General features: G+C 67.0%; 13 protein-coding genes. 3 read left to right on the top strand and 10 right to left on the bottom strand.

Annotated features, from left to right (window positions below; translation table 11 throughout):
• The first annotated feature begins 911 nt into the window (after positions 1 to 911).
• Positions 912 to 1,985, top strand: coding sequence for a glycosyltransferase family 4 protein (locus tag BEP24_RS16495; RefSeq protein WP_253181599.1), 1,074 nt, complete (start codon positions 912 to 914; stop codon positions 1,983 to 1,985).
• A gap of 862 nt (positions 1,986 to 2,847) precedes the next feature.
• Here the strand turns inward: BEP24_RS16495 and BEP24_RS16490 are convergent.
• The 6 genes from BEP24_RS16490 to BEP24_RS05955 form a co-directional block, all read right to left on the bottom strand.
• Positions 2,848 to 3,927: a glycosyltransferase gene (locus BEP24_RS16490; RefSeq protein WP_083230132.1), complete on the bottom strand. Its 1,080-nt coding sequence runs from the start codon at positions 3,925 to 3,927 to the stop codon at positions 2,848 to 2,850.
• A complete protein-coding gene (locus tag BEP24_RS16485; protein ID WP_290439174.1) occupies positions 3,924 to 5,216 on the bottom strand; it encodes an oligosaccharide flippase family protein in 1,293 nt (430 codons plus the stop codon). Before BEP24_RS16485 ends, BEP24_RS16490 begins: the two co-directional genes overlap by 4 nt.
• Positions 5,209 to 6,216 (bottom strand): O-antigen ligase family protein, encoded by a 1,008-nt coding sequence (locus BEP24_RS18180; RefSeq protein WP_366556879.1) that lies wholly within the window; start codon positions 6,214 to 6,216, stop codon positions 5,209 to 5,211. The genes BEP24_RS16485 and BEP24_RS18180 overlap by 8 nt, the downstream gene beginning before the upstream one ends.
• 245 nt (positions 6,217 to 6,461) lie before the next feature.
• The gene (locus tag BEP24_RS05965) at positions 6,462 to 7,928 is read right to left on the bottom strand and encodes a sugar transferase (protein ID WP_083230130.1); all 1,467 of its coding nucleotides are present in this window, start codon (positions 7,926 to 7,928) and stop codon (positions 6,462 to 6,464) included.
• Between the two features lie 13 nt (positions 7,929 to 7,941).
• Complete coding sequence (locus BEP24_RS05960; protein WP_065961350.1) at positions 7,942 to 8,913, bottom strand: hypothetical protein; 972 nt, start codon at positions 8,911 to 8,913, stop codon at positions 7,942 to 7,944.
• Between the two features lie 16 nt (positions 8,914 to 8,929).
• Positions 8,930 to 10,378 (bottom strand): polysaccharide biosynthesis tyrosine autokinase, encoded by a 1,449-nt coding sequence (locus tag BEP24_RS05955; RefSeq protein ID WP_065961347.1) that lies wholly within the window; start codon positions 10,376 to 10,378, stop codon positions 8,930 to 8,932.
• Positions 10,379 to 10,532: 154 nt separating this feature from the next.
• Between BEP24_RS05955 and BEP24_RS05950 the strand changes: the two genes are divergently transcribed.
• Together BEP24_RS05950 and BEP24_RS05945 are read left to right on the top strand one after the other, a co-directional pair.
• A complete protein-coding gene (locus BEP24_RS05950; RefSeq protein WP_065961345.1) occupies positions 10,533 to 11,252 on the top strand; it encodes a CPBP family intramembrane glutamic endopeptidase in 720 nt (239 codons plus the stop codon).
• Between the two features lie 166 nt (positions 11,253 to 11,418).
• Positions 11,419 to 12,420: a nuclease-related domain-containing protein gene (locus BEP24_RS05945; protein WP_141693373.1), complete on the top strand. Its 1,002-nt coding sequence runs from the start codon at positions 11,419 to 11,421 to the stop codon at positions 12,418 to 12,420.
• A 117-nt stretch (positions 12,421 to 12,537) separates the two neighbouring features.
• Here the strand turns inward: BEP24_RS05945 and BEP24_RS05940 are convergent, their stop codons facing one another.
• From BEP24_RS05940 to BEP24_RS05930, 4 genes are all read right to left on the bottom strand, one after another.
• Complete coding sequence (locus tag BEP24_RS05940) at positions 12,538 to 13,095, bottom strand: hypothetical protein (protein ID WP_065961340.1); 558 nt, start codon at positions 13,093 to 13,095, stop codon at positions 12,538 to 12,540.
• 2 nt (positions 13,096 to 13,097) lie between these two features.
• On the bottom strand, positions 13,098 to 14,393 hold the full coding sequence (locus BEP24_RS05935; RefSeq protein WP_065961336.1) for an adenylosuccinate synthase: 1,296 nt from the start codon (positions 14,391 to 14,393) through the stop codon (positions 13,098 to 13,100).
• 265 nt (positions 14,394 to 14,658) lie between these two features.
• Positions 14,659 to 14,829: a hypothetical protein gene (locus BEP24_RS17470; RefSeq protein WP_171898736.1), complete on the bottom strand. Its 171-nt coding sequence runs from the start codon at positions 14,827 to 14,829 to the stop codon at positions 14,659 to 14,661.
• A gap of 134 nt (positions 14,830 to 14,963) precedes the next feature.
• On the bottom strand, positions 14,964 to 18,624 hold a 3,661-nt coding region (locus BEP24_RS05930; protein WP_065961332.1), incomplete at its 5' end, for a S8 family serine peptidase.

Genomic DNA, 18,624 nt, shown 5'->3' with positions numbered 1-18,624 from the left:
TACTGCGCCGAGCTGGAGCATGATCTACGCTCAGCCGGAGCGGAAGTAACGCTCTTCGAACACCCCGAGCCTTCCCTCAGACCTGATCAGTCGAGACTAAGATGGGTGATTCATTCATTGCGCGCCCGACGCGCGGCATCCACATCACACGATAAAGTCATCGTGGCCTGGCCAGTTTTGGGCTACATCGACCTTATTCTCAATTGGAGTCGGAATACCTGGATAGTCGTTCACGACCCGATTCCTCTTGTTCGCGCTGTTGGCAACGGACGCATCTCCAGAGGTCTGGCTGCACGTTCCAGTAGCCGAACGCGCGTTCTCGTCCACTCCGAGACTGCACGACGAGATTTGCCTGCCCTCTCCGCGAAGCACGCGATTGTGGTACCGCACCCTATGCTTCCACCCCTAAGAAGAATCGCTGGACAGCGATCACGAATAATTCGCGTACTCGGGCAATTCAAATCCACACGAGACCTCTCGTTACTTCGGGAGATCGCGGTTAGACCCGACCTAGCCTCGTTCGGCTTTGAGATCATTGGGCGTGGCTGGCCCAGAGTGGAAGGTTGGTCAGTCCGGGACGAATTTGTCAGCGAGGATCAGATGCAGAACCTACTCGCCACAAGCGCGGCCGTCCTTCTCCCTTATAAGCGGTTCTACCAGTCAGGGATTGCGATTCGAGCCTTGGAAATGCAGACTCCCGTGATAGGTCCGCGTGACAGTTCTCTGGCTTCGCTATTTCCGGAGGATCACCCCGCGCTTGTAACAGCGACAAGTGACCCGGCATCCTGGTCCGCAGCCATCCTCGCTACCGTCGAAGGCGACTCTCAAGACGAGCACGGGAGCGCGAATCTGTCAAAGCTCGCTTACGACCGAGCGCGATCGTCCTGGAGTCGCTGGTTGGAGGAGGCGTGATGCACATGGTCATACGTGTTATCCCGGAACTACGCCCCTACCACCTCGAGCTCCTTCCTGACTGGCCTCCCGCTGCGACCTACTACTTCGAGAAGAAGTATGACCTTGCTGATGAAGATCCTCAAGGCGTTACGAGAATCACCAAAGCGCGTTGGCTTCTCCTGATGTTGAAGACCAAAGCGAACAGGATCGAAATTTGGGAACCGTTGTGGGTACGCCTTCTTCCACTCCACTTCGTCTCATTCGGACTGTTCTCGGTGGCTGGGGTTGCGCGAGGCAAGCGGAGGCTGCTGCGGTCCTACTGCCTGGAGAACAACGAAGTCTCCGCTCTGCTCGGGACCAGATTTGGCACAAATCTGATGCAGCCATTTTTTCGGGCGCTTGTGGGTTCCTACATACGCCTAGCGTACGAGCGCCTGAGTTACGCAAGTGAGTCCGCGCGCACCACTTACCACAGTCTGTCCGGAACTCTGTCTGTGCCCAGTGAGCTCATAACAAACCTTCCAGCGGCACCCGAGGGCGTTCCCGACCGCAAGACTCCAGGTCGGGCTGTCTTCGTCGGTCGACTGGAAACCCGTAAGGGCATCCTCTTGCTCCTAGAGGCGTGGGCCATCGTGGAGGAACGATGCCCGTCGGCCAAGCTGCATATCGTCGGATCAGGGCCTCTTTCCGACCAGGTGGAAGATTTCGTCCGGCAGTCGCCAGAGTCCCGCTCATACGCGGGCTTCATCCCGAAGAACGAGATCGGCAGTGTACTGAACCAGCAGTCGATTCTCATCGCTCCTTCGCTCAGGGAGGGCCGGTGGCGCGAACAGATAGGACTCCCGATCCAGGACGGTTTAAGGGCAGGTCTCACCATAGTTACCACTATGGAGACCGGCCTAGCGCCATGGTTGCAGGCCAACGGGCACGTGCTTGTGGCCGCCTCCCCCACATCTCAGGAACTTGCGACCGCAATTTGCCGAGCTCTCGCGCGGCCGCTTGAACCAACGTCGATACGAGCCACGTTGCCCCTGCGTGACGGACGGGTCAGCGCCGCCTGGTATCTAGCAGCAGGAGGATTGGATATCTAGCTCGGCCCTAGAGACCCAGCGCCCTTTCGAAGTGCGGCGTTGTAGGACGGGCACATAAGAAGTCGCGCGAATACTTCATCATTACCTCCGCCGCCCACATTTTGCGAAGTCAGCGTTGCGGCGCCACTCCCACGAACATCTGCGAAATTTCTGCGATCAGTACGTTTGAGCTGTACCGGTTGAAATCCGGCGGATACTACGCAAGCGTGCAACCACAGGTCATCGGCCCGCGGAGCAACAATTCGGAAGCCAGTTCCACGCGCGGCCACTGCTTCTAAGGCGAGGCGACCATAGAGGACACCCCCCATGCCCGTGGGAAGAACTCGTGGTCCACACTCCCCTTTGAGCGCGTGTTGCCACTCAACATAGGGTTTTATGTTCCCTGACTCGTCTATGTCAACTAACGCGGCACGATGAGCAATAACCTCTCGCCCAGTCCGATCATGCTCTTCCGTCAACTCCGCCAACCAATAGCGAGGATAAATGACATCATCATCGGCCACTACGACCGCTAGGGGAAGTTCGTCCAGCTCGGAGATAATTGGCCAGTACTTCTTGTGCGGCCCGTCGTCCTGAACGTAGCGAATCTCTACCCCTCTCGCCGCGAGACGCCTAAGCCCGCCCGGTAGGCGAGCCACTCTTTCTTCTTCCGCAATCCAAAGAATCACCCGACTCGGCTTAACCCGCCCTCGGAGAATCGATTCGACCGCCAGATGCGCAGTTCTGAGTCGCGCTCCATAAGAAGTCAGACTAACCGTGACGCCACTAGCGGCAAAGGGGAAGCGTCGTCGATAGAAGAGATTGCGCGCGTGCATGACCGACATACCTACCACCGACCTAGTCAAGGCTCCCAATTCGTTCGTCATGAGCGCTCCCTGACAGCATCGAGATAGGTCGCATTGTGCGATTGAATCCACCGGCGAGTATCATAGGCGTCCACGATTGACGGAACCGCGTCGGAGAACTCCCATTCGCTCAAAGCTCTCGAAACACGATCGCGCACTGGATCGACGGCGACGCCCCCCATTCCGGTAGCCAGATCGGCGAAACCACAGTCAGATGAGATCACGGTGGGCACACCAGCAGCGCCCGCCTCGAGCAGGACGGTAGGAAGTCCTTCGCCCTCTCCGTTGGAGAGAAACAAATGAACGTCTGCGGCCGCCCACAGGGGACGAGGATCTGCTACTGATCCGAGAAAGCGAACCCCGGCGGGCGCAAAGTCGTGCCTCAACGCTGCGGCTTCCACCCCTGCGCCCGCAACGATCACCTTGCATCGACCGTCGAGAGCCGCTTCGATCGCAAGACGAGGACGTTTCGAAGGGGACAGCCGCCCAATTATCAGAGCTACACGGTCCGTGTCATTGAATCCCATCTCCTGCCTTGTTCGACTACGCAGACTTTCACGAGCGGCACGCAACTGCTGCACGTCGACGGCGTTAGGGATGACTACGAGCTTCTGGGACGACCCTAAAACTTCCTCGATACTGTCGCGCACACGGTCAGAGACGCAGATTATCGTGTGAACATTACGGGAAGCGCGCCTATAAAGTGGTTTCAGAACAGCACCGAAAATACTTCCGGGAAAAACGCCGTGTTCCGTCCAGACGACCCTACCTAGTTTGCTGAACGACTTTGAAAAACCAATCTGCTCTCGCTTGAAATGCATGTGATAGACCGACGCCGGTCGCGTTCGCGCAATCTTTCGCGCTCGCCAGAGCTCTACCGGCAAGCGGACGAAAGCCGAAGGGAGGTTACGCGTAACCCATTTTCCCCCGAGCGCATAATTCCGAGCCTGTTGCTCAATCGCGCCGTCGCGCCCGAAGCCCCCAATGATGAAAGCCGGGCAAAGCTCTCCCATCAAGGCTGCTAGGCGAATAACATGCCGCTCCGCGCCGCCGTCATACTGCGTACTCGCCACATAGGCCACCGACAGCCTGCTCATTTTGCTCCCCTTACTCGCGCACTGAGCACATTTTCCTTTATAAGTCGAAGGTCAGATCGGCGAATACCAACAAAGCTGTTGACCGGGACACCGTACATGAATCTCAAAAAAACGATATTCGTCCACCCCGCTACGAAGGTGCCGCCGAGCGTCGCCACTGCAGCCCCGACTGCACCGAATTGCGAGCCGAGTGAGAGAAGCAAAAGGATATTCACCGAGAGTCCCGCGAGCAATGCAACGCTGCGGAGCCCTGGTCGCCCCCGCGCATTCAGCCCCGAGCCCGCAACGGAACCTGGATTGGCGAGAGATACACCCGCGAGGAGAATGCATAATGGCAGGAAGGCTGAGTCGTATTCGCCCCCGAAGGCAAGCGGTATGGCAATCGGCGCCACAGCGGCGATACAGGCGCAGGCAACAAACGTCAATAATGTAGACACTCTTGCTGCTGAGCCCAGCTCCTCGTCGTTCACGCTCGAGGACTGGCGCGAAAACATCACGGTGCTTACTGCAGCATTAATCACAAGGGATAGTTCAACAATTGTAGCCGCCACAACATATATGCCCAAGGCGTCGGCGCCGGCGATCGGAGTCAGGATCGCTTGGTCCAGGCGGCTCAGAAGGATTCCGGTTAGCGAGCCGATCCATACTCGACTGCCGTACGATGTGAATTGCCGAAGTGTGACCCTTTGAGGATCAGTAGTTGCAAAGGTCTGCTGCCTGATCAAGCCTAGATACGCGATTCCGCCAGCGAAGCCACTGATGGAAACGACCGCGACAGCCCACTCCTGGCTCAAATTGTCCGACGTCAGAAGCGCCAGGAGCGCGATCAACCTCAGGCCAGCGCCGCTTCCCCGTTCGATCGCGACCAACCACCACCGCTGTAGGCCTATCGCGATACCCCGTGCCGCTCCGACAAACAGTGTCGGCACCAAGGCCACCAAGGCTAGTCTTGTCAGTTGTTGTACCTGCGCATCTCCCGGCATCAAAAGTGGTAGTGAGCCCAGCAACGCGATCCATGTGAGGCTGCCCGCAGCGAGGACCACAAGGGCCACCGAGGTCAGGAGCCTCCTATCCACCAAGTGGCGAGCGAAGTGGTAGGTGAGAGACTCCGGGAAACCGAAGGACAAGCAGCTACTCGCCAGCAGCACCAGTGCGGTCGCGGCAGCAACCTCCCCACGCTCCGCCACCGGGAATGCTCTAGCAAGCACGGGCGCACTCAAGAATCCAAGTGCAGCCGGCAGCATGTTCGCTACCAATGTGATTGATACAGCCCTACGCCCACTACCCAACGCCAACTCGCCCTCTCAAACGGTGCGCTGCCGATGAACCTTTCCCCGGTGCCGCGGACACCAACGCTCCATCTTCGCTAGCCGCGAGCGCTAAGGCGAGCCACCAGATCGGAGAAAAAAGCAGATTCGAGAACAAACTGTTCACCGCTACCATAGCCAGCACCTGGGCCGAAACTGATCCAGCCCGAAGGACAGCAAGCACCAGCACCATCACAAAGAACGGGAAAGCTAGGATACCCGCATCCGATGCGAGCCCGAGTACCCAGTTTGTTGGGACGCTGTTCCCGCCTTGTACGCCCAACACTCCCGTACTACTGACACGAGCGCTTGCGGTTAGGCCCCACCCGTGCCACGGAGCGGTTTGAACCAAATTCCAGAGTCCATCTAGCTGCTGCTGCCTATACACGGCATTCAGGTCACGGTGCTCATCACTGAAAATGCTCAGGACTCGATTAAGTGCTATTTCACGGAAGGGTCGATCGACGACGATCACTAAAAAGAGAGCGATGGAAGCGGCCCCCACGAGTCGCCGTCCCACAATTATGGGATAGGCTGTTCGACGCTTCGTCGCCACCGCGAATAGGACTAGCGCAAAGGATACCGCCAGAGCCAACCAAGATGCTCGTGCTAGACAGAAGATTACGCAAGCACTGTTGATGGCGAACAACAACCACCACACACGACCTCTGCGCACGACGCCTCGTACGAGGAGTAGAAGTGCGCAAGCTGCAAAAAAGCCGGCCCAATCAGGCTCCTCCACCAATCCGGTGGGGCGAGAAAGGCCGCTGCTGTCCGTCCACAGTTCGGTTTGAATCAGTCGAAACTGCTGAAGTATTGCTACCGCTGAGGACAAGCTCGCACCCGTAAGTAACCCACGGTATGCCCACAAAACTGATTTCTTGTCGGCCGTCGTTGCTAAAGCGAAAGCGGAGACTCCCAGAATCGCCAGCTGCGCCCCAAGCAGAGGATTCACAGCCAAGTTCGGCCATAGAAGCGACATATCGATCAGGCCGATACCTAGCAAGGCCATAAGCCCGATTGAGAGCACAGCCATCGAAGGCTTCCGCCGGCTCCATAGAGCTAGGAAGGCGAGTGCAGTAAGAACCGTAAACAGGTGGACACTGCCAATCTGTAGGGTTCTGAACGCGGCGGAAAACCCCACCGCGAAGAAAAGTAGGGCTATAGCGGGCGAGATCGGCTGCGTCGCGTATCGGCTGGCTAGCTGATCGCCGTGCTGGAAAGAGGTCAATATGCACCTTCACTCGCAAGTACAGCTCGCGCCGTCTTCCACACGATCACGGCATCGCCCATCACCGACCAGTTCTCCACGTAGTACAGGTCCAACCGCACCGAGTCCTCCCACGACAGGTCCGACCGCCCACTGACCTGCCACAGCCCCGTCATGCCCGGCTTCACCAGGAACCTGCGGTGCACGTGCTGGTCGTACCGCTCGACTTCGCGAGCGAGCGGCGGTCGGGGGCCGACGAGCGACATGTTGCCGACCAGCACGTTGAACAGCTGCGGCACCTCGTCCAGGCTGTAGCGGCGCATGACCGCTCCGATGCGGGTCACCCGGGGGTCGTCCTTCATCTTGAACAGGACCGTGTTCCCCTCGGCTCGGTCGAGCGCGCTGAGTTCCTGCAGGCGGGCCTCGGCGTCGACGACCATCGAGCGGAACTTGATCATGTGGAACGTCGAGCCGTTCAGGCCGACGCGCTCCTGGCGGAAGAAGACCGGCCCGGACGAACCGGCCTTCACCAGGATCGCAAGCAGGACGAGCAGCGGCGACAGCACGGCGATGAGCAGCGCCGACCCGACCAGGTCGAAGGCGCGCTTCGTGTAGAGCTTCCGGCCGGAGTACGTCGGGGTCTCGACGTGGATCAGCGGCAGGCCCTGCACAGGGCGGGTGTGGATCCGCGGGCCGCCGATGTCGGTCAGGCTCGGCGCGACGACCAGGTGCTGGCGGCCGGGCTCGAGCGACCAGCTGAGCTGGCGGACGCGCTCGGGCGGCAGGTCGTCCGAGCTCGTGATGACGACGGTGTCGGCGCCGGTGGCGCGGAGCGCCGCGGCGACGTCGTCGATGCCGCCGTGGCTCTCGATGGTGCTGCCGGGCAGGACACCGCGGGTGCCGTCGGCGACCGCGGCACCGACGACGCGGTAGCCGGCCTCGGGCGAGCGGGCGAGTTCCCGTCCGATGTGGAGCACGCTCGCGGTCGACCCGACGAGCAGCACGCGCGCCGAGTAGCCGCCGTGCTTGCGCTCGGCGACGAGCCACTGCCGCCACATCCAGCGCGACAGCAGCAGGACGAGGATGCCGAGCGGGAAGGCGATGAGGACGTAGCCGCGGGCGAGGTCGACGCGCAGCAGGTACGCGGCGATGGCGATGAGGCCGAACACCCGGACGCTCGAGTCGGCGACCAGGCGGTACTCCGAGCTGCCGACGCCGATGACGCGGGGGCCGCGGGTGTCGTAGATCGCGAGGCCGGTCATCCACACGGCGATGACGACGACCGAGATCGCGAAGTAGCTGAGCTTGAGGTCGGCGGTGTTGGTCGCCAGGTCCGAGCTGAACCCGAGCCAGGCGATCTGCACGCCGAACACGACCCAGATCAGGGCGAGCAGGTCCGTCACCAGGACGCGCCGGGAGTACCGGTGGCTCCACTCCAGCGTGCTCGCCGGAGTGGTCGCGGCACGCGCGCCCTGGACGGTCACCGGGACCTCCCGCCTACCACGTCGCGCCCCCGTCGGTCGACACCGCGACCGCGTCCCCCACCCACGTCCACACGTTGACGCCCGCCCGGTCGATCGCGATCTGCGCGCCGTCGTCCGCCGGCTCGCAGCCGACGGCCTTGGCGGTGGTCGCGGGCGTCACGCCCACGGCGCTCATGGTCGCGATCTGCACGCCCTGGCACTCCGGCACACCGACGCGGGCGAGCGTGTACGAGGCGTCGTTCACGGCGACCCCGCGGACACCCGCGAGCGGCACCGACACCCACGCGCCGGTGCCGGCGCGCCACTGCACGGTGGTGTCGCAGACGACGATCGCCGAGCGGACGCCCTGGAACGCGTCGATCGGCTCGGGGCAGGGCGTCGGGACCGCGACGCCGTTGAGCAGCAGGCCGTCGGGCGTGATCGCGGCGCCGGCAGCGCCGGCAGTGGCCGCCTTCCAGGTCGCGCCGTCGTCGACGCTGGTGCGCTCGGTCGGCGCGCATCCGTCGCCGACGGCGGCGAGGATCGACAGTCCGCTGGTCGTGGCGCGCATGCCCCACAGGGCACGCACGTCCGGGCCGAGCGCGACGGGCTGCCAGGTGGTCCCCGCGTCGACGGTGTGCTCCAGCACCACGTCCGCAGCGGAACACGACGCACTGGAGGCGCGCCATGCCTCCCGGCCGTCGACTGCAGACAGCAGGTGGCGGGCCGGGACGCTCGACGCACCCTGCGCGGTGCCGCCCGCGCCCGGCGTCGCGGACGCCGACGGCGTCGGCGACGGTGTCGCCGACGCGTCGTCGGACGGCACACTCGAGTAGGTGGGCGCCGGACGGGGCGTCCCCGTCGTGGCGGGGTCGGTGCGGCCGAGCGCGAGCGCGACGAGCACCACGTCGATGACGACCAGCGCGACGATCACGACGGCGACGCCGATCAGCGTGTTCCGTCGCAGTGCACCGCCGAGGCTTCGGGTCCCCCGGTCACGAGCCATGTCGTCGTCCCCCGTCTCAGCGGTCGGCGCGGCGCAGCGTGCCGAGCTTCCCGCGGGCCTTCTTCGGCGGCTTCGCGGACGGCTGCGGCGGCTGCTCGTCGTCGAGGCCGTAGCCGTAGCCGTAGCCGTAGCGCCCGTAGCCGTAGGCCCCCGGCCCACGTACCGGCATCATCGTGATGACGAAGCCGGCGATCGGAGCGCCGACGTTCTCGAGCGACGCGACCGCGGCGGCGAGCTGGCCCTTGTGCGTCTTGCCGGACGCGACCGCGAGGATGGCGCCGGACGCCTTCTTCGACAGGATCGCGGCGTCGGTGACGGGCAGCAGGGGCGGGGCGTCGAACAGCACGTAGTCGAACTGCTGCTCGAGCGTCGCGATGAGCTCCTCCATCGCCTTCGAACCGAGGAGCTCCGACGGGTTCGGCGGGATCTGCCCGGCGGGCAGGACGACGAGGTTGCCGCGACCCCAGGGGTGCGCGACGTCCTCGAGCGTGGCGCGGCCGATGAGCACGTCGGTCAGGCCGGCGGAGCCGTCGACGTCCATGTACTCGCCGACGCGCGGGCGGCGCAGGTCGGCGTCGATGAGGATGACGCGGAAGCCGGCGCTGTCGAGCGCGATCGCCAGGTTCGCGACCGTGGTGCTCTTGCCCTCGGACTGCATCGACGACGTCATCACGAAGGTGCGCGAGCCGGTGCCGAGGTCGAGGAACTGCAGGTTCGTGCGGAGCGTGCGGAAGGACTCGGCGCGCGGGCTGCGCGGGTCGACCTGCACGATGAGGGGTCGCTCGGCGGCCTTGCCGTCGAACGCGATGCCGCCGACGACGGGCTTGTCGCTGATCTTCTCGACGTCGACCTCGGTGCGGACGCGGTTGTCGAGGGTCTCGCGCAGGACCGCGATGCCGACGCCGAGCGCGAGCCCGACGAGCAGGCCGAGGGCGATGTTCACGGGGACGTTGGGGCTGATCGGCGCGAGCGGCACGTCGGCCTGCTTCACGCGGGTCAGCTTGACGGTGCCCTTGCCGTTCGCGTCGGTGGACTCGATGTCCTGCACGACGTTGGTCAGGCTCGCCGAGACGGCGTTCGCGATCTCGGTGGCCTGCACCGGGTTCGTGTCGGTCACGGTGATCGAGATGAGCGTGGTGCTCGTCGGCGCCGTCGCCGAGACCATGGAGGCAAGCTGGTCGGCGTTCATGTCGAGCCGGAGCGACGAGATGACCGGCAGGAGCACGATCGGCGTCTGCACCAGGTTCGAGTAGGTCAGCACGCGCTGCTGCGTGAACGTGTTGCCCTGCGCCAGGTCGCTCGCACTGCCCGAGGTCTCGGTCGAGACGAACACCTGCGCACTCGCCGAGTACACGGGCTTCTTGAGCAGGGAGAACCCGGCCGCCGCGGCGACACCCACGAGGGCGAGCACGACGATCAGCACCCATCCCTTGCGCAGCACTGTGATGTAGTCGCGCAGTTCCACGCGGCCCGCCTTCCCCGATCCTGACCGTTCCTGTGGTCCCGACACAGGGTCTGCAGGGGTTCTCCCAGCAGTCGGCTTGTAAATAGTGCCACACGGATGAGGCCTACTCGCCTGTTGTGGCGGAAGTGACTCGACCGTCCTCTACGCTCGCCCCATGACGACGCAGCCGGACGCGGACACCACCGAGCCCTCGACCGCCCGGCAGCGGGACCTCGTCGCCCTGCTGGTCGCCCTCGTGGTGGCCGTCGTGCTCGCCCGGATCGTGAGCAGCCTGACCCTCCGCGGGGCCATCCAGCCGCCCGCGCTGCAGGTCCTCGCAGGCAACCTGTCGGTGTGGGTGCCGCTCGTGCTCGGCGCGGTGTGGGTGATCGCACGGACGGGCAAGGGCACGCTCGGCCGGTTCCGGATCGAGCTCGGCGACCTGGTGTTCGCGCTCGGGATCGTCATCCTCGCGCGGGTGGTCGACGTCGTGCTCGCGATCGCCCTGACCGGGACCACCGGACTGACCCCGGCACCGTCGCTCGGGGCACCGGACGTGGGGCTGCTCGTCGTCTCTGCCGTCGGCATCGTGATCGTGAGCCCGGTCATCGAGGAGACGTTCTTCCGCGGGCTGTTCCAGCGGACCCTGGCGGCCGAGCTCACACCGCGCACGCAGTGGCTCGCGGTCGTGCTGACGGCGTTCCTGTTCGCCCTGTCCCACCTGTTCCTCGGCGCCGCGACGACCACGATCGCCGGGTTCCAGGTGTTCGTCACGACGTTCGTGCTCGGTCTGCTGACCGGCGCCCTCGTCGCGATGACGAACCGGATCGGTGCGGCGGTCGTCGCGCACGTGCTGTTCAACGCCGTTGCGGTCGTCGCGACCTGGCCGCGCTGAGCGGCTCCTCCGGGAGTCGACCGGGCAGCGTCGGCGGCGCCGCTGCCACCGGCGTGGCCGGCTGGACGTGCTCGACCTGCTCGGCCGGGGGCCCGACCCGCCGCCGCTGGCTCGACTCGCCGCCGCCGGTCCGCTCCCCCGTGCCCGGGTGTGGTGGGGTTGCACCATGACCAGCGAGCTCGTGCCGTGGTTGGTCGCCGGGGGGCTCGCGGTCGTCGTGGTCCTCCTGGTGATCGTCCTGCGGCGGAACCAGTCCTCGGCCCGTGCCGCCCTCGCCGACGCCGAACGACTCCGTGACCACCAGACCGGCACGCTCGAACGGGAGCACCGCGAGCGCACCGCTGCGACCGAGGCCGAGCACGCCCGCCGGCTCGTCGCCGCCGACGTCGCACGCCAGGAAGCCCTGGCCGACGCCGAGCAGAGCCGCGACCTCGCCCGCCGCGGCATGCGGTGGGAGGAGGCCTCGCAGCGCACCATCCACGAGGTCTGCCGTGCGGTCGGGGTGAACGGCGCCCTGTTCACCAACGTCGTCTTCGCTCCCGTCGCCCGCGCCGAGCGCGACCGGAGCCGCAGCTTCGTCGCGCAGCTCGACCACGTCCTGGTGCTCGAGTCGGGCCACGTGCTCGTCGTCGAGAACAAGCGGTGGAACGGCATCGTGTTCGACGGCCGCAAGCCGAGCACCGTGCACCACGCCTTCCGGAACCTGCTCGACGAGTCCTCGCTGACCGGCTCCTTCGCGGTGCAGGTGCGCAGCCGCCGGGTGCTCGACCACGCCGACGAGGTCGAGCACTGGTGGCAGGTGCGCGTGCAGGCCGGCGGCGCCTCGCCCGCGCGCCAGGTCCGGCAGCAGGCCCGCCGGCTCAAGCACTTCCTGAGCGACGAGGACGGCGGCGGCCCCTCGTGGGTGCACTCGGCCGTGTTCTACTCCGGCGACGCCGCCGCGTACGTCCAGGCCGAGGACCGCGGGGAGAGCGAGACCGGCAGCGGCGGTGCCTCGACCGCGATCGTGACCGACGCCACCGAGCTGCAGAACCTCGTCACGACCCTGGTGCGCCGGAACGCGGTACCGAACCGGGCCCGCACCGACGCGGTCGTGCGGAAGCTGCTCGGGCAGGGCGCCCACACGGTCACGCTCGGCACCTACCGGCTGCCCGAGCTGCGCGACTGAGCGCGGCCCGGGCCACCCCGGGACGAAGCCCCCGCGCCTCCGCACACGACGACGCCCCCGCTGCGCGTGCAGCGGGGGCGTCGCGCCGTCCGGAGGGGCGGCGCAGCTCGGCGCAGCTCAGCGCAGCGCGCGCAGGGCGTCCGCGATCGGCGCGAGTGCGGCGTCGATCTCGTCCGCGACCCGCACGTGCGTCGCCTCGGACCGCCGGTAGGGGTCGTCGACGTCGTCGTCCGCGGGGTCGGCCGGCGGCGGGACGGTCCCCCGCAGCCGGGCGATCCGGTCGACCAGGTCCTGCGCGGTCGCGATCCCGGCGAGGTCGCCCGGCTCGAGCCCGTCGAGCACGCGGGCGAACTGCTTGATCGTGAAGGCGCGCTTGGCCGTCCGGGGCGCGAGCGACACCACGGCCGCACGGTGCGACCGCTCGGCCGTCAGCACGAGGTCGGCCGACGCCGCGATCTGCTCGGTCAGGTAGCGCGAGCGGTGCGTCGACGGGTCGCCACCGAGCCGCGCGGACTGCGCAGCGGCCGGGCCGTCCATCGCGGCACCGTCGTCGGCGATCGTGCCGGCCGACTCGACCGTGAACGCGTGGGCGTCCGGGCCGAGCCGAGCGGTCAGCACCTGGGCGCCGAGCGGGGACCGGCAGATGTTGCCGCTGCAGACGAACAGGATCCGCATCGTCAGAGCGCCGCCCCGAGCAGGTCGTGCCGCACGACGATCGCGTCACGGCCCGGGCCGACGCCGATCGCCGAGATGCGGGCACCCGACATCGCCTCGACCGCGAGCACGTAGTCCTGCGCGTTCTTCGGCAGGTCGTCGAACGAGCGGGCGCCCGTGATGTCCTCGGACCAGCCGGGGAAGTCCTGGTAGATCGGCTTCGCGTGGTGGAAGTCGGACTGGTTGACCGGGACCTCGTCCACGCGCTGCCCGTCGACCTCGTACGCGACGCACACGGGGATGGTCTCGAGGCCGGTCAGGACGTCGAGCTTGGTGAGCACGAAGTCGGTCACGCCGTTGATGCGCGCCGTGTACCGGGCGATCGGGGCGTCGTACCAGCCGCAGCGACGGGGGCGACCGGTCGTGGTGCCGAACTCGAAGCCGTTCGCGCGGAGGAACTCCCCCGACTCGTCGAACAGCTCGGTCGGGAACGGACCGGCGCCGACGCGGGTCGTGTACGCCTTGACGATGCCGATGATGCGCTCGAGCTTGCCCGGGCCGATGCCGGAACCGGTCGCGGCACCGCCGGCGGTCGCGGACGACGAGGTCACGAACGGGTAGGTGCCGTGGTCGACGTCGAGCATGGTGGCCTGGCCGGCCTCGAACAGGACGGTCTCGCCCCGCTCGAGCGCCTGGTGGATCTCGAGCGCGGTGTCGGCGACCATCGGGCGCAGGCGGTCGGCGTAGGACAGCAGCGACTCGACGACCTCTTCGGCGTCGATCGCACGACGGTTGAAGACCTTGACGAGCAGGTGGTTCTTCTGGTCGAGGGCCGCTTCGACCTTCTGGCGCAGGATGTTCTCGTCGAAGATGTCCTGGATGCGGATGCCGACGCGGTTGATCTTGTCGGCGTAGGTCGGACCGATGCCGCGCCCGGTCGTACCGATCTGACGCTTGCCGAGGAAGCGCTCGGTCACCTTGTCGATCGTGCGGTGGTAGTGCGTGATGACGTGCGCGTTCGCCGAGACGCGGAGCTTCGAGACGTCGACCCCGCGGGCCTTGAGCGCGTCGAGCTCCTGGAACAGCACCTCGATGTCGACGACGACGCCGTTGCCGATGACCGGGGTGACGCCGGGTGTGAGGATGCCCGAGGGCAGCAGGTGCAGGGCGTACTTCTCGCCGCCGACGACGACCGTGTGCCCGGCGTTGTTGCCGCCGTTGAACTTCACGACGTAGTCGATGCGGGAGCCGAGGAGGTCGGTTGCCTTCCCCTTGCCCTCGTCACCCCACTGGGCACCGATGATGACTGCTGCGGGCATGGAGGTTCTCCTCACGTTGGCGGAGGACCGCACCGGCGGGCTGGGCCGGTGGTCCACCCGAGTCTATCGACTGGTCACCTCCGCGTCACCCGCCTGTGGAGAGCGCGGCCGCACCGTACCGACGAGATCGGGGACTCGTCCCGGCCAGGGCCGGGACCCGGGCGGTCACGGCGACCACGCGGGTCCGGCCCGACCACGAACGGACGGGAGGCGCGGTGCCAGCCGGCACCGCGCCTCCCGTCCGTCGTGGGGTGACGTTCCGCGCTCAGATGCGGAAGAAGTCCTGGTAGGACGGGTCGCCGACCGGCTGGGAGTGACCCGGCTCGGCGAGGCGTTCCTCGATCATCGCCTGGATGACGTCCGGCGGCGTGAGGCCGCGACGACGCCACTCCATCGGGTTCGCCCGGAGCTGCATCAGGCTGTTCTGCGTTCGCATGCGTGCAGCGTGGCACCGATTGTCTAGTTTGTCTAACTACATGTCCCCTTGCCGCACTGGGCGCACGGGCACAGGGAGGAACCGGACAGCAGGACGCCCCGCTACCGGTCGGTAGCGGGGCGTCCTGCTGTCGGCTAGCGGCGGGGAGCCACCGCCGCGGTCTCGGCGGAGGTCGCCGTGCCGTCCTGGTAGCCGGACGCCTTCGCGGTGACCGTCACCTGGAAGCGGTGCCCCGCGTCCGTGGTGCCGAGCGAGTACTGCTGCCCGGTCGCACCCGGCACCGCGACACCGTCACGGAGCCACTGGTACGAGTACGTCACCTTCTTGCCGTCCCACGACCCGTGCTGCGCCTTGAGGGTCTTGCCGACCTTCGGGGTGCCCGAGATCGTGACCGCGCTGCCCGGGCGGAGCGCCAGCGTCGGCGCGGTCTGCGCCGCCGCGAGCGTGTCCGCCTGGTCGCCCACCGCGTTGCCGAGGTGGAGCAGCAGGATGCGCGCGTTCGTGACGTCGGCCGGACGCGTGACCTGCAGCGAGCCCTGGTCCGCGAAGAGCACACCGGTCGTGGTGCCCTGCGCGAAGGTCAGCGCCGGCTTCGTCGGGTCGTACGTCGCCTGGGCGGTCTCGTCGACGACGTTGGAGCCGCTCGTGGCGAGGGCCGGGGCGTACGCCGACTCGGTGAGCACCGAGTAGTCGAACGGACCGGTCGCGCCGATCGTCGACGCCGAGACCGTCAGGACCTTCACGGCGCTGTCGAACGTGTTGACGTCCTGCCCCGCGGTCCCGCCGTTCAGCGGCTGCGAGTCGACGGTCTCGCCCGTCGCCAGGTCCACCGTGGTGGCGAACGTGGCGTCGACCGTCGCCGACTTCGCGTCGTACACCAGGTAGTCGGGCTTGCCGTCGCGGTTCGTGTCGATCATGACCTCGACGTTCGTGACGGCACCGGGGTTCGCGTCGGCGCCGGCGGTCTGCACGCCGAACGCGAGCGTGTCGGACGCCTTGTCGTAGTTCGCACCGTACGACCGGATGTCCGCCGCCTGGAGCGACTGCTTCGCCGCACCGGCCGGGAACGACTCCTGGCCGTCCGTCCCGCCGAGCACGAACGGCGCGACGACCGAGTGGTACCCGGTAACGGCGTCGCCCTGGTCGACCGCACGCCCGGCGAGCGCGAGGTCGGCCTGCGTCTGGGTGCCCGAGAACGCGATGTCCTTGCCGTGCACCGCACTGACCGGCTTCGGCGCCACGTAGGCACCGAGGCGGAGCGGGTTGAGCGACGTGTCGGTCGGCGTGAAGGCCACGACGCCCGAGGCCGCCGCGACGAACTCACGCTGGTACCCGGACTGCACCGACTCCTGGGTGGGGTCGATGACGCGACGCAGCTTCGACGGGTCGGCGATCGTGAACGTCAGCTTGACCGTCGCGGTGCCGTGGGCCGGAGCCGTGACCCGCTTGGTGCTCAGCGTGAACGCGACGCCCGGCTGGTCGACCTGCGGCTGGTAGGCCACGTCGTAGGTGTGCGCCCGGCCGTCGGTGTTCTGGATCTGCAGCGTGCGGGACTCGGTCGCGGCACCGCTGACCTCCACGACACCGTACGAGGCGGTGACGAGCTGGTCGTTCTCGACGCTGCGGACCGTGGTGCCGGCGGTGACCGCCTGCAGCGCGTCGACGCGGCCGGTGCCCTGGCGGAGCAGCGTGGCCGTGCGGTCGCCCTGCTCCACGTCGTGCGTCGCGGTGTTCATCACGGCGGCCTTGACCTGCGGGGCCGTCCACGACGGGTGCGACTGGAACGTCAGCGCGACGATGCCGGCCACGTGCGGGGTCGCCATCGAGGTGCCGCTCATCGACATGCGGCCGTCACCGGTGCCGTTGGCCGCCGAGATCACGTTGACCCCGGGGCCAGCGACGTCGGGCTTGACGATGTCGTCGAACGAGCCGTGCACACCACGGCTGGTGAACGACGCGAGCGTGTTCACGTTCGCCTGCTCGGTCGCCAGCTGGAATCCCTTGAGCTCCTGTGCGAACTGCACGTGCAGGGTCCCGGCCTGGGCAGCGGCCTGGAGGCTCGCCACACTGTCCGACGTGAGCTCGGCCCCCGGGATGGTCGCGTTGCCCGCGACGCCCGAGTCGAAGCTCGTCACGGTGCCGGCGAGCAGGACGCCGATGCCGCCCGCTGCCTGCACGTTGGTGAAGCGGACGCCCGAGCCGCACTCGAGTGCGCCGTCGGTCCACTTCAGCCAGACGACCTTGCCCTTCACCTCGGCCGCCTCGTCGGCGCTGAACGCCTGGCAGCCGTCGACGTTGATGGTCGGCACGACGACGTCGCCCTCGACCGGCAGGGTGCCCTGGTAGTTCTGCGAGTACTGCGACCGGTAGGTCTTCGCGACGTCCGCGGGGGCGGTCGCCTTCACGCCGTCGAACAGGGACTGCCCGGTGGCGCTCGCGGCGACGGTCAGCGCGCCCTCGGCGTTGCCCGGCGAACCACCGATGTCGGTGAAGTCGTCGGCGTTGCCCGAGGCGATGACGGGCAGGACACCGCGGGCGGTGAGCGCGTCGATCTTGGCGTTGTCGGGGTCGTCCGGTGCGCCGTAGTCGGAACCGAGCGACAGGTTGAGGACGTTGATGTCCTTGCCCTCGGTCAGGGCCTTGCCGACCCAGTCGAGCGCGGCGCCGGTGAGGTCGGTCGAACCGCCGCCGTCACCGAACACCTTGAGGGCGTACAGGCCGGCCTGGGGCGCGGTGCCCGGACCGATCCACATGTCCTGGACCTGCTGCGTGGTGAGCTTCGCGTAGTCGCCGCGGAAGGTCTTCTTGTCCGCGGTGAGGCCGAAGCCCGCGGCGGTGCCGGCGACGTGGGTGCCGTGGTCGCCGCCCTTGCCGTCGATCGGGTTGGCGTCGGGCTTCGGGGTCGGGTCGTACGCGGCGCTCTTGGTGTCCGCGTTGTACGTGGGACCGGCGAAGTCGTAGCCGCCGAGGAACTTCGAGCCGTCGTACCAGCTCTTGTCCGGCGCGTTCGTGCTCGCGAGGGCCTGCTGGTACGCGGCCGTGGTGCCCGGTCCGCCGAAGTCCGCCTGCGTGTAGTCGAGGCCGGTGTCGAGCACGGCGACGTTGACACCCTTGCCGGTCCGACCGGTCTGCTGCCAGGCGTCGAGCGCCCGGGTGTAGACGTCGCTCGCCGCGTTCTTCGGGGCGACGCCGTCCGCGCCGGGGGTGAGCAGGTCGGGGTCGACGCCGCTCGGTGCCCGCGAGGCGTCACCCGGGGTCGGGTCGACGATCTTCTTCGGGGTGAGCGGGATGACGCTCTCGACGTCGGACCGCTCGGCGATGCTGCGGAGCGCGTCGACGTCGGCGACGACGGCGACACCCGGGACGGTGTACTCGGTCGAGTACAGCTCGGTCGCCTTCGCGTCGGCCTGCTTGACGGCGGCGCTCACGGCGTCGACGGTCGAGGCGATCGCCTTGACGCGCTGCTCGGCCTGGGCGGAGCGCGACGTCGACTTCGTCAGGTCGCCGCCCTTGGCCTTCGCGTCGACGGCGAGCGCCCCCTCGCCGGTCGTCCGCACGAACGCGGCGATCGTCTTCGAGGGCTTCGCGTCGCGCAGGGGCTGGGCGAGCTTGAGGTCGGCCGACGACAGTCCGGTCGGGGCGGCGTTCGCGGCACCGCCCACGGCCAGGCCACCGCACGTCAGGGCCACGGCGGCGATGCCGGCGGTCAGGACGCGGGTCACGCGGCTGCGCGGCGACCGGCCGTGCTGCGGGTCGGGGTTCGTCCGGGCGGACGGGTCGATGGGGGTGGTGGGT

This window comes from Curtobacterium sp. UCD-KPL2560 (assembly GCF_001705035.1).
Classification (GTDB): Bacteria; Actinomycetota; Actinomycetes; order Actinomycetales; family Microbacteriaceae; genus Curtobacterium.
The sequence above is the reverse complement of the archived record's forward strand: the minus strand, read 5'-3'. Positions and strand labels throughout refer to the sequence as shown.